The 12,380-nt window shown below is 52.4% G+C and carries 7 protein-coding genes and 2 pseudogenes; 4 read left to right on the top strand and 5 right to left on the bottom strand.

The genetic code is table 11. From position 1 onward, the window contains the following. Positions 1 to 705: ATP-binding protein (locus CPT76_RS27470; protein WP_219845478.1), on the bottom strand; the 705-nt coding region annotated here is incomplete at its 3' end. 5 nt (positions 706 to 710) lie between these two features. Next, the gene (locus CPT76_RS27465) at positions 711 to 1,976 is read right to left on the bottom strand and encodes a class I SAM-dependent methyltransferase (protein ID WP_105445149.1); all 1,266 of its coding nucleotides are present in this window, start codon (positions 1,974 to 1,976) and stop codon (positions 711 to 713) included. Positions 1,977 to 2,207: 231 nt separating this feature from the next. Here CPT76_RS27465 and CPT76_RS27460 point away from each other — a divergent pair. Next, positions 2,208 to 3,459 (top strand): annotated as a pseudogene (locus CPT76_RS27460) (helix-turn-helix transcriptional regulator). Continuing rightward, positions 3,446 to 4,291, top strand: a complete 846-nt coding sequence (locus tag CPT76_RS27455) for a WYL domain-containing protein (RefSeq protein ID WP_105445148.1) — start codon at positions 3,446 to 3,448, stop codon at positions 4,289 to 4,291. Before CPT76_RS27460 ends, CPT76_RS27455 begins: the two are co-directional and overlap by 14 nt. A gap of 22 nt (positions 4,292 to 4,313) precedes the next feature. On the opposite strand, the gene CPT76_RS27450 is transcribed toward CPT76_RS27455, so the two are convergent. Next, positions 4,314 to 5,204, bottom strand: coding sequence for a cation diffusion facilitator family transporter (locus CPT76_RS27450; RefSeq protein WP_105445147.1), 891 nt, complete (start codon positions 5,202 to 5,204; stop codon positions 4,314 to 4,316). Positions 5,205 to 5,609: 405 nt separating this feature from the next. Here CPT76_RS27450 and CPT76_RS38505 point away from each other — a divergent pair, with 405 nt between their 5' ends. Next, positions 5,610 to 5,729: a YjcZ family sporulation protein gene (locus CPT76_RS38505; protein WP_208629353.1), complete on the top strand. Its 120-nt coding sequence runs from the start codon at positions 5,610 to 5,612 to the stop codon at positions 5,727 to 5,729. A 711-nt stretch (positions 5,730 to 6,440) separates the two neighbouring features. On the opposite strand, the pseudogene CPT76_RS27440 reads toward CPT76_RS38505, so the two are convergent. Further along, a pseudogene (locus CPT76_RS27440) lies at positions 6,441 to 8,560 on the bottom strand (alpha-galactosidase). A gap of 276 nt (positions 8,561 to 8,836) precedes the next feature. On the opposite strand from CPT76_RS27440, the gene CPT76_RS27435 reads away from it, so the two are divergent. Continuing rightward, positions 8,837 to 9,733 (top strand): AraC family transcriptional regulator, encoded by an 897-nt coding sequence (locus tag CPT76_RS27435; protein WP_258168846.1) that lies wholly within the window; start codon positions 8,837 to 8,839, stop codon positions 9,731 to 9,733. Positions 9,734 to 9,847: 114 nt separating this feature from the next. Here CPT76_RS27435 and CPT76_RS27430 read toward each other — a convergent pair. Beyond that, positions 9,848 to 12,380: InlB B-repeat-containing protein (locus CPT76_RS27430; protein WP_181153077.1), on the bottom strand; the 2,533-nt coding region annotated here is incomplete at its 5' end.

Genomic DNA, 12,380 nt, shown 5'->3' with positions numbered 1-12,380 from the left:
GATCCGGAAGCCGTAGCTCAGCAGCAGGCCCTTCAGCTCTTCCACGCACTCATGAACATCCCCCACGATGATGTACTGCGGGCCATGCGGGAGAACCGTCTCCCGGTAAGCCTCCGAATCCTCGATAATCACGCGGTAGTCGGGATTGGCCGTGCTTTCTTCAGGCCGGTAAAAATCCTTGGCCCGCACCTTATGGATCTTTTCGTAGCCTTCGCGCGGCAGCGCGCCGAGCACGTCTTTTTTCAGGCGGTTGATATGATTCGTGATGAGCCGTTTGGAGCGCTCCGACGCGTAGTAATCCTCCCTTTTCCGGTAATCAAAGACGATGACCTCAAGGTTGTAGTGATTGCTGCGGGCGATCTCCCGCACCTTTTCGCGAAAATCCTCCGCCAGCCCCGTCGTATCCACCACCACGAAATCGGCATTGACCGGGAACGACGTAACCATCTTCAGCCGCTCAAACAGCAGGTGAAAAGCCTGCTCACTCGCCTCCAGCATCACTTGATCGTATTTATCGTAATCATATCCGAGCACCTCCTGGCGGATCCGGTCGGAGGACAGATATTGTATGTTTGCTTTTAATTTCGATGTCTCATCCCCAAACCGCAATCCCGGAATCAGCACGTCTTGGGCAAACGTCGTTTTGCCGCATTCCGTGGAACCGACGAGCATGAAGATGGTATGCATTTTTGTGCGGATTTCCATGAGCTCTAAGCCCCCTCTTTCTTCAAAATAACGCCTTGCGTCGTCCGGATCTGGTCGACCTCATCCCCGATCGCCGCGAAGTCATGCGACAGTCCGAGCCCCTGAATCACATCCAGCATCCACGTCTGGAACTCCTCCTGCCCCATCTCCCACTTATGGTCGTCATGGCGGAAGGCGGACAGCTCGTAATAACGGTTAAAGTCCGCGTTCGGCGTCGTGATCACCAAATGCTCAAAATCGACCCCGGCCACGATCTGCCGAATCAGCTGCGCAGCCTCCTCTCTGCTCATATGCTCGATAACTTCCGTCAGGATCACGTCGACCCGTTCGCCGTTGTAATCCTTGAGAAAATGGTCCACCGAGTGGTAGGGCGCAATGTTATCGATTTGCCGGGACTCCGCTTTGCGGGTCAGGGCCGCCAGGCTCTCTTCGTCGATATCGACCGCGTAGTAGCTTCCTTCGATTTTGCCGGCAAACGGCAGCGCATAAAAGCCTTCGCCGCACCCGACGTCGAGAATGGACTTATCGAAAGGCAGCACGCCGCCGATGTAATTTCGGCGCTGCAGCGCTGTACCCCCGTAAGCAAATTGGATTCGGTAACGGGTCGATGCTTCAAGCTCTGCCTTGTACTTGTTATACCGCTCCCGGGAAGCCAGGAAATTGCGGACGAACAGGCTGCGGATGTAAAACGGTGCGTCGATCACGTTGATGCTGCGGATGTATTTGTCCAGCACATGCTCGGAAATGTCGATATATTCATTGCCGAACATGGACAGGAACAGGCACAGCACGCTCACGGCGTGAAGGAGCTCATAAAGGCTGCGCTGCGTCGTTACCGTAAGCGAGTAGCTCTTATGCGCCTGATGCATAATCTGAAACGTGAAGTCCTTGAGATGCTTTTCAAAAAAATCGATATAGCGCGTGAGCTCGATATGAATCATGCCGATCATCAACGTATGCTCATACCCCTCCGTATCACGTTCGTCATGGTGCTTGAGCGGGTGAGCGAAAAACTCGCTGATCGCATTGAGCGGAAATAACGGCGTGTTGTAACGCGACACGTTCAAATATTCGAACTGCTCGTCGGCATGCTGCTTATAGGAAATTTCATTATCGGCGTCTTTGAAATAGACGTTGAACGTCTGATCATCCGAATACCAGCCGTAGGCCATGCCTTTGCGGATGCTGCGGAGAATCATGCCGGAATGCGGGTTCTTTTTGATCAAAAATGAAAACTGCGGGTTCGTGGACTTGATTTGCACGATCGCCATACTGCACTCTCCTTGCTTGCGGGTTTCAATTCCTTGCTGTCATCATCGCTTATTTTCGTGCGCACGAACATGGCGCAAGTATTACGACCCGGCATAGAAATCTGGTGAAACAAGCTCATTCGTGTTTCCGCTCACACGATCACGGCACGCTCATGGTAAGGTACACGTGTTAACTACCCGGTTCGCCTGCTACAATAGAATGAGATCGATACGGAAAAGGAGAACCGTCAGATGGCCAAAGAGAGCTTTGATAAAGAAATCCAGTTTTTGCGCTTGCTGGTGCTGACGAGCGGGGCGTATAACCGGCAGCAGTTCGCCAAGAGGCTCGGGATTTCCGTGAACACGTTCGATAAGACGATCCGAGGAGTTCAGCGAAGGGTTGCGTTACAACTACTACGATTCGGCCGACCCGATGCTGCTGTTCCTGTTCCGCGCCAAGTCGCTGAAAGAATCAGAAAGTGAGCGGCTGTCCCTGCTGCTTGGGGCGCTTGGTACGCAGTCCCTTACGGCGCTGGAGCTGCTGGACTGCTGCACGAACGCGATGGCCGCCCATCTCCCGCTTCCGGATGAGAAGACGATCCGCAAGGATCTGAAGTACCTGGAAGAAGTAGGGGTGATCCGCAAAATAGGCGGAGCGCGCCCTTACCGATACGCCATTCGCGGCGAGCTCGTTCAGGAGCTGACCGAGGATGAGCTGCTGGATTTGTATGATTTTGTGGACGTCATGGCGGGCACCCTAATCCCTTCCGTGCAGGGCTACCTGCTGCGGGATGGACTGAAGAAGCAGCTGATGCGAAGCCATTCGGAGAAGCATGCGGTCGAGCCCTTTTTATATAAATATCACTATCACTCGCGGATTTTGGACGAAGCCCACTTGTTCACCATCCTGGATGCGATCCGCAAGCACCGGAAGGTCCGGTTCCTGTATTTCTCGCCTAAGGCGGAAAAGAGCTACGCCTCCCAGAACACCAATCCGCTGTTCGAACGGGAAACGCAGGGCAAGCTGGAACAGACGCTGCCGCTAAAGGTCGTGTACGACCATCAATACGGCCGCTGGTATTTGCTGTCCTATGGCCGGGAAGGCATCCGGAAGTACCGAATGGAGGGCATCACGCAGTTTGAGGAAGCGGAAGAGGCGGATCCCGCCTGGTTTGCGGAGAAGCAGCAGGAGCTGCTGGAGAAGCTGCGCTACAGCTGGCTGATCGACACCGGCGCACCGGTCACGGTCCGGGCTAAATTTTACAATCCCGGCGACGGGCCGAATTTCATCAAGGAACGGGTGCTGCTGCAGGGTCAGTGGGGGCAAATCGTCGAAGAAGACGACGTGGCCTTCATCTACGAGATTACTGTAAACGGCACGACGGAAATCAAGCCGTGGCTGAGGAGCTTCGGTTCCAGCTGCGAGGTGCTTGAGCCCATTCGGCTGCGCCGCGAAATGATCGCGGAATGGAAGGAGATACGCGCCTATTATGAATCTGTTTGAAAAGATTTTTAACTACCAGATCATCTCGCGCCTCGACGACTCCGGCACCTTCATGGTCACCGCCCACGAACGTGCTTGGCTGAAAACCGTGCTGGAACACCCCGCCGCTTCCGAAGCATTTACGCCCGAAACCTTGGCGAAGCTGGCAGCACTGCTGGCCGAAGATGAAGCGATGGACACCGGCGCTCACCTGATCGAGAAAGCGCGGAGCCGGGAAAAGCAGGTGTACCACCCCCTCCTGCGCCCGCTGCGCCGCCTGATCATGAACCGGAGCGGGATCCGCGTCACCCACGTCCTGAAAAGCGGGCAGGTCTACTCCAACCAACTGGGCGTGCCGTATCGGGTGGAGTATTCGATGGTGAAGCGGGAATGGTACCTGCTGTGGCACCATATCCGCAACCGCGCCTTCATGAGCACTAAGCTGGATAACATCCTCTCTGTCACCGAGCAGGAGCTGCCGCTTGAGCGGGTAAGCGATATTTTGACGAGGATCAGCGAGACGCTGGAGAACCGCAAAGCCGAGGTGCTCGTCCAAATTATGCCGCAGTATAACCAGGAGATGTCGCGCATTCTGTATGCGCTGTGCTGTTTTGACAAGGAGGTGCAGTATGACGCGCAAATCGATACCTATACGGTGAAGGTATGCGTTATGGGCGATGAGAAGGAATTTCTGCTGTCCAAGCTGCGCTTCCTGGGCAAACGGGTGCGGGTGCTTGAAGGAGACTATGTGAAAAGACGCATGCTGGAGGCTTCGGTGAAGGCGCTGGAACGGTACGGCATGGTGGAGGAAGTTACGGATAAGGATGAGGATGCGCTAAACCCCGCTCAATGAGCGGGGTTTAGCTATTTGCGGACTACTCTTCATACCATGGATTTAAATGAACCATAACCTCTCCGACATCGGAGCAATGCTTCATAATCGTTTGTTTAATATTTCTGGAAATATCATGCCCTTCCTGAACACTAAGCTCAGCCGCCACCCCGACCCGAATATCAACAATAATATAATGGCCGTGGTCCCTCGCACGAAGGCGATCCAGTCGCTTTACTTCCGGAACCGTTTTGACTAACTCCGTAAGCTCGTTCATTTTCTCCAAGTCCACGTTTTTCTCCATCAAAACATCGACCGAGGATTTTCCCATATGAATCGCCAGCTTTAACACCAAATAAGCGACGACGATTCCGGCAATAGGATCGCCATAAGAGAGAATCGCGATATCGTAATGATCGCCGAGCATGCCCAATGCGATGCCGATGACCGCGGCAATGGAAGCATAGACATCTGCCAGATGATCATAAGCTGTAGCAATGAGCCCGCTGCTTCGATGACGTTTTCCGATAGCCATGGTGTAAACATAGAGAACTTGCTTCAAAATCAAAGAAAAAGCCGCTGCTGCCAGCGCGACGACGGTTGTTTTGTGCGGGGGTTCGAACAGCACCATGACGGAGTGATAGGCCATATATAGAGCGGCCAGCGCTAAAATGATGGCCACGCCCCCTGCCCCCAGCACCTCTGCCTTCCCATGACCATAGGGATGATCCTCATCCGGAGGCTGCTTGGAGATTCGCATGGAGCTGAGGGCTGCCCCTGTAGCGACGACATCTCCTGCATTATGAACGCCATCGGCAATAAGTACCGGACTATTGGATAAGAATCCAACACCGAGTTTAATAGCGGTTAACACGATATTGCTTATGAAGCTGAGCCAAATGGCAAATGTCGATTGTCTGTCTTCATGGTTCACGTTTTTAACTCCTTACACATTCAGTAGCATCCGTGTTGAAACGATAGGTTTTAATAGTAGCGTACAAATACCGTGTGGGTCCAGAGAAACAGTTTTTGTGTGTCCCTAAAAAGTATGACTTGGCATAAAGAGTTGTACGGATGAAAAATATTTTTACATAACAAAAAAAGCCTCCACAGGAGTGACGAAAACCCTGCTGGCTATTAGCTGGCAGGGTCGTTTTTTTGATTCATTCTAAATTTATAGTCCGAAACTTAAAAATGAGTGTTTGCCCTTGAGAGGTTTGCCCTTCCCCAAATGTTCATAATCCATATGATATGATTATCTATTTACCGCTTTGCCCATACCCAATCCTGATTTAATCATAAGATACATTGTACTTTAAACCCAAGGAGGTAGTAAGGGATGAGTGGAGTTGTAGGAGGAGTTGGCGCAGGGTACGGTTACGGCTTGCACAACAATGTTGGTGCTATCCTTGTGTTGTTCATTCTGTTGGTAATTATTTTGGCAGCATTTTGTTGGTAAACCAGATATCAGGATTGACGAAAACCCTGCCGGCTACCTGTTGGCAGGGTGGACGCGCCGTTGTGATCTGAAAGCATTAGATCTTTCTTTTTCTAAACAAATAACATTTTTAAACCCTGACCGCTTTGTGCTGCAGGGTTTAATTTATTTTTGAATCTTTTTTAAAGGTTTAAAGTTGCACTTTAAAGTTCGTTTCTCAAAATTTCGTAAACTAGCGGAATCGGCCTCATTCATTGGTATAACTGCCGTGACCTCTTGTCCAACGCGTTCATATGATGCTTTGCAAAGAAAGGAATGATGAGATGGATGCCTATTATAGCTGCACGCGATTCATGAGCCAGAGAGTCCGCATTATAACAAGAGGCGGTTANGTGCACGAAGGAGAATCGTAAAAGTGGATCGTGATCATGTATTTCGTTTCTTCGGAAACACGCTCCACATTGGTAGAGACCTGCACAAAAGCGTTTTCAATAACGATTTCGCGCAGCTTTCCGGTCAAAAAAAGGCCGCACAGCAGCAAGGGAAGAACGGCCACCGATATAAACGTAACGGCCAGCTTCTTCCTTATTTTCATATCATTCATCATCCGGATAAAAAACATAGCGCTACCTCCCGTGTTATCTGTTCTGCTGCGCGCAAAAAGCCCCTTTTTCGCTTAAAAAAGGGGCTTAAACTCCATCCATTGATGCTCTTTCGGGCTTAGATCAATGGTTACACCTTGCCGGGCTTGAGCGCCCGCAGTCTAAACCATCGGCTTTGATAATCTTTATGCTCGTAGGCAAGGGGCAAACCGAGCTGCATCAGTCGGTCTCCCCCCAAGATCGAAAATTCCCCGCCGGTTCCGGGCTCCACTTCGTATTCCAGTTCTGGGTCAAGTCCGTCCAGGCGCAAGGTCCGCTGGGGTGCGTTCGGCACGGCCATCACTTGAAAAGCGTAGACCAAAGCATCCTCTTGATCTTCCGAAACAAACATCCACGCCGACTCGTTCCCATCGAATGGACTTTTCAGACGGTACAAGTCGCCTTGCTGCACCAACCCGCGGATCTGCTTGTAGGCGGCGACTTGGCGTTTGACCGTTTCCTTTTCGTCATCGGTAAATTTCGTGAGATCCAGCTCATACCCGAAGTTTCCGGACATGGCGACATTGCCGCGAAAATCAAAGCGGTGTGATCCGTCCGACCTGATGGTTCGGAACCGCCGACACATGCGCTCCGATACTAACTGGTCCAGGTTTGAGGCATGTAATACAGCATGCCGGGATCAAAGCGTCCACCGCCGCTGGAGCAGCTCTCGAACAAAATATGCGGAAAATCGGTGGTGATTCGCTCGAGCAGCTCGTACAACCCAAGAACATAGCGGTGAGCAGTCTCAGCTTGGCGCTCCGGCGGCAGGGCAGCTGATCCGATTTCCGTCAAAGCGCGGTTCATGTCCCATTTCACGTAAGCAACCGGCACGGTGGAGAAAATCGCAGAGAGCGAGTCATAGATGTAATCGCGCACTTCCTGGCGCGTGTAGTCCAGCACCAGCTGCCACCTGGCTTCGCTGCGTCTCCGCCCCGGAACGTGAAGGCACCAGTCCGGATGCTTCCGGTACAGCTCGCTGTCCGGCGAAATCATCTCGGGCTCGAACCACAGCCCGAATTTCAGGCCCAGCCGGTTGATGCGCTCCGCGACATCCGCCAGTCCGTCCGGCAGCTTCCGCCGGTCCTCGTACCAATCCCCCAGCGACGAATTATCCGCATCCCGTTTGCCAAACCAGCCGTCATCTAAGACAAACAGCTCAATGCCCAGCTTGGCCCCCTCTTCCGCAATCGAAACCAGCTTGTCCGCATTGAAGTCGAAATATGTGGCCTCCCAGTTATTGACCAGAATCGGCCGTTCTTCGTCCCGGTATTTCCCCCGGCACAGCCGGGTCCGGTACAGGCGGTGATACGTCCGCGACATCTCTCCCAACCCTTGCGCGGAGTACACCATGACCGCTTCCGGCGTTTGGAAGCTCTCCCCCGGATTCAGCTGCCACGCGAAATCAAAAGAGTTCACGCCAATGCCAAACCTTGTAGAGCCGAAGGAATCCACCTCTGCCCCTGCTTCAAATCCGCCGCTGTACACCAGGCTAAAGCCAAAAGCTTCCCCATGTCGTTCCGTCGTTTCCGGTGTGACCAGAGCGGCAAAAGGGTTAAACTGGTGGCTGCTCATGCCCCTTTTGCTGTCGATCCGGGTTTCGCCTTGTTCAAGCGGTCTTCGCTTCATATTTCCTTCCCGGGCCCACGCCCCGGAAAGGTACACCATCTCCAAATCGCTATGATCGGAGAAATCGACGCTGGCACTAAGGGCACGGCGAAGCCGAAGCATCTTGTCCCCTTCGTTGATCAAACGAGCTGACCGAATGATCACGTTGCGATCCGTGAAGATGGAATAAAGCAGGACGACCTTAAGTCCCGAGTAGGCATCTTTTAATACCAGCTCGAGCGTCTCTGCTTCGGACTCCTCCTCCGTATAAACGGCCGGAAGTCCGCTTAATGGCGGTTTTCCCTTTAGGATCCGGTAACCGTCGTACTTGAGCTCCGTAATCCTCGTCCCATCCTCCAGTTCGGCCTGGTACGCCGGATTCCGGAAGTCTCCGCTGCCGTATTGCGGGTATTCCTGTGGCAGCCGGTCAAGCCCAGCCCTCGCGGGAGTGTGTATCAGGAGATCGCCCATCGTTTCCCGATGCTTCAGTCTCCCACCCCAATACCCATGTACAGGATAACCGTCCACGATCTGAATCAAATAGCTCATGCCGGACGACTGCAGATGAAACAACCCTGCTTGCTCTTGAACGATTACGCCCATTGGTAAACATCCCTTCTTTCCTGCCTATCGGTACTTCATGGATCGTAACAAGGTCTAGAAAATGGCTTGTGCCATATTCGTATCTATGAACCATTACATCTCCGCCATCCGGGGCAATGCTCTGGCATCTTTGTATTCAATCTATCCTTGAAACATGGCTTTAGGATTGATCCCTACGATTCCAGAAATACAGGCTTATATACAAAAATCATATATGATCATACGATAGGTCGTACATGGCATGGTGCTCACTCATTATGTTATTATGATTGATAATTGACAGGCATTCTATTTTTAAGGAGATGGGATCTGCTTGTGTTAGAGTATCTGCCTCGAAGCAAACAGCACACCGAGCTGCATCTGACGCAATTTGGCATGGAGGATTGTATATCCGGTCATTATTTTGGGCCCGCCGTAAGGACTCACTATTTGCTCCATTATATATTCAAAGGGGAGGGGATTTTTGAGGTAGGGGGAGTGAGGCACCACCTTCGAAAAGGACAGGGGTTTCTGATTTGTCCCCATGTCGTTACCTATTATCAAGCCGACGAAGTTAACCCTTGGTCATACGGCTGGGTTGGTTTTAACGGCACGTTGGCCGAACCCCTCCTTATGCAAGCAGGGCTAACCCCTTCATCTCCAATTCTGTATTATGATCGAGATGATATGATCCATCAGTATTTGCAGTTGATGGACCAGTCGAGACCAAGCCATAAAGCCCGGGAAACCAGACTAACGGGGCTGCTGTATTTGATGTTATCTTTGCTAGTGGAATCTGGTCCGGAAACGCCCACCGTTCAAAGGGAAAGCCGGGCTGAGATTTACGTGGAGCAAGTGATCGATTTTATCGAAATGAACTTTTCTCAAAAAATTACTATCGAGGACATCGCGCATTTGATTGGGCTTAATCGAAGCTATTTGTGCTCGTTATTCAAACAGCAAATGAACATAAGCATTCAGGATTACCTGATTCGCTACAGAATGGATATGGCGGCTAAAATGCTGGGAAGCACAGACCTTTCGATCGGCGATATCGCCCGCTCGGTCGGCTATGCCGACCCGCTCCTTTTCTCCAAAATGTTCAAAAAGGTGAAGGGGTCCTCTCCGAAACATTATCGGAGCGAAGCAGGCTTTCCCAAAAGTACTGTTTCTCAAGGGCGATACGCACATTGATAAGGGACTCTTTTGCCACTGCATCAACATAAAGGTAAAACCAGCCTTCCCTTCCAAGTGATAAGGAAGAGAGGCTGGTTTTTGTACTGCTTATAAGCCTTTTCGCCAGCTTAACTAGTTGGCGTTCCGGCTATCGATAAGGTTGGCCTTAATCAAAAACCGCTGTACAATCGCCGCAGTTTCAGCTCGGGTCAGGTTGCCGGTCGGGTTCAAGCCCCCTGTAGATCCTTCCACGAGGCCGTTCTTCACGGCTGCGGCCATGGCTGGCCTTGCCCAGGAAGCGACCGCTGTCCGGTCTGCAAACGAAGACAGCAGGGACTCCGCATCGATTCCGTCGGCTTCAAGACCCGCCAGCTTCATCGCCCGGGACATGATCACCAACGCTTCCTGCCGGGTAATCGTCCGGTTCGGAGCAAACGTCCGGTTGTCGTAGCCTTCGATCAAGCCATATTCCACAGCCTTGGCTACAGCGCCTGAATACCAATCAGCAGAATTGACATCGCTGAACTTGGTGCCGCTGCCGTTGTCGGACAATCCCAACGCCCGGACCACGATGGCTGCGAGCTCCGCACGTGTTATAACCGCATCGGGATTATAATGGTTCTCATCGCTACCTTTGACAATCATACGAGAAGCCATGTCATTTACGGCCTGCTTCGACCAATGCCCTTCCACATCCGCGAATGTTTTTGCATTCCAGATCAGGAAGTAGACGCTATTGGTCAAACTGTTCACGACCGCATAATGCTTCCCTTCACGGGTCGTAACATAAGTGGGAACATGGCGCACGCTGCCGTCCGGGTTCAGGACGGCTGCCGTCGTCACCTTGCTCGGGTCAACGCCGGCGGGAAGCGGAATTTCGCGTTCCACGTAGCTGCTGAACTGCTCGACGCTTACCGTTTTACCATTGTAGGAAGCCGTTACATCAAAAGCGACAGGCGGAGCCGCAACCTCAAAATTTTCTTGAGCTGCCGCAGTTTCTGCGAGGACCGCTGCTGCTTCATCGCTCTTGGCAATCTCCACATGAACGACAATGTCCGAAAGTTTAACCTGTTCACCAAGTTTAGAAGAGATATCGTCGATGGCGATTTGCCCGGCAGGCAGTTTGTAGGTTCCGCTTGGCGTCTGCACCTCCAACACCGCTTGCTTGTTTTCCATACTCTTCACCGCTTCACCCGTCAAAACCACCGATACCTTATCCACACTGGCGGTTACGGGAATAACCACGGTGGACTTATCTGCCGCCTGCTTGAGCTGATCAGCCAGCTTGGATGGGTCGATCGTAGCCGTCAGTACCGATTTGCCGTTCTCCTTAGTGGTCGAACCAGCAGCAATCTGGTCTTTCGCAACGCCATCGACAATGACTTGAAGACCGGTAGGCTTCTCAGGGGTCGTCGTGCTTGGAATGGATGGCGTGCCCGAGTTATTCGAATTGCTTGAATTGTTCGAGTTATTGTTCGAGTTGTTCGAACCGTTTGAACCATTGCTTGTCCACTTCGCATACAGCGTCATATCGGACGTGACCGTATCCGCCGCAAAGCTCCAAGCGTTGGTTCCCGCTGCTTCTTTGTACCAGCCTGCGAATGTGTAGCCCGCTCTCGTCGGCGCTGGCGGAGCACTGATTATCGTGCCGCTGTCCACATTGGTGATGGTGGAAACTGCACTGCCTCCCTGTGAATCGAACGTCACGGTGTGTTGCACCGGTCCCTCTTTGACCGTTACCTTGCCAGGGTTCAACGTTTTGTTCATCTCAGCCCCGAATGCATCCAAGATTGAGAAAAGCGTCGGCTCTCCTGTTTTCACCGTCAGTTTCTTAACGCCTAGTTCTGCCCCGCTCTTAATTTTGAAGCTTACGGTAAACAACTTATCTCCGGCCTTGATCGGCGTATCGCCCGCGTCGCTGTCTACCCATGCCGTTTTGAGCCAGCCTGAGTCGTTATCGTAATTGGAGTCGAAGTAATCTCCCGCATTTCCTGTAACTCCAGTTATCTCCAATCCCTCCGTGTCAAAATCAAGCTGTACGCCGTAAGCTGCTATTCCATAGGTGGATTCGGCCACCGTGACCGGTACGTCCACCGTAGATCCCGGCGTTCCGTTCACCGAGCCGATCTGAATCTGCGCCGCGTGCCGCATCCACTTCGCGTACAGCGTTACATCGGATGTCACCGTATCCTCCGCGAATTTCCACCCGTCTATCCCGTCCGCATCCTTGTACCAGCCTTCGAACGTGTATCCTGCCTTCGTCGGGGCCAGTGGTTCGCTGATCATTGTGCCGCTGACTACACCTGTCGCGGGCTCAACCGTGCTGCCGCCCTGCGAGTCGAACGTCACAGTATATTGCTCCTGTGCGGCCGGTATCCACTTCGCATACAGCATCATATCAGACGTCACCACATCCGTCGCAAAGTTCCACGCATCGGTCCCAAGCGTATCTTTATACCAGCCTGCGAATGTAAAACCTGCCTTCGTCGGGGCTGGGGGTTCGTTGATCATCGTGTTGCTGACCACACCGGTAGCGGGCCCAACCGCGCTGCCTCCCTGTGAATCGAACGTCACGGTGTGTTTAGCACTCGCTGCCTTTACGGTGATCTTGCCCTCTTCCACCGTTGTGGAAGCAATCTCGTTACCCTCATAGAGATCGTGCTTG

It is taken from the genome of Paenibacillus sp. AR247 (assembly GCF_002968895.1).
GTDB classification, from domain to species: Bacteria; Bacillota; Bacilli; order Paenibacillales; family Paenibacillaceae; genus Paenibacillus_AQ; species Paenibacillus_AQ favisporus.
Note: the sequence above shows the minus strand (reverse complement) of the source record. Positions and strands in the feature narration are given on the sequence as shown.

Excerpts from the sequence above, each read along its gene's own strand:
- CPT76_RS38505 (WP_208629353.1), top strand. The coding sequence starts at position 5,610 with ATGAGTGGAGTTGTAGGAGGAGTTGGCGCAGGGTACGGTTACGGCTTG.
- CPT76_RS27465 (WP_105445149.1), bottom strand. The coding sequence starts at position 1,976 with ATGGCGATCGTGCAAATCAAGTCCACGAACCCGCAGTTTTCATTTTTG.
- CPT76_RS27455 (WP_105445148.1), top strand. The coding sequence starts at position 3,446 with ATGAATCTGTTTGAAAAGATTTTTAACTACCAGATCATCTCGCGCCTC.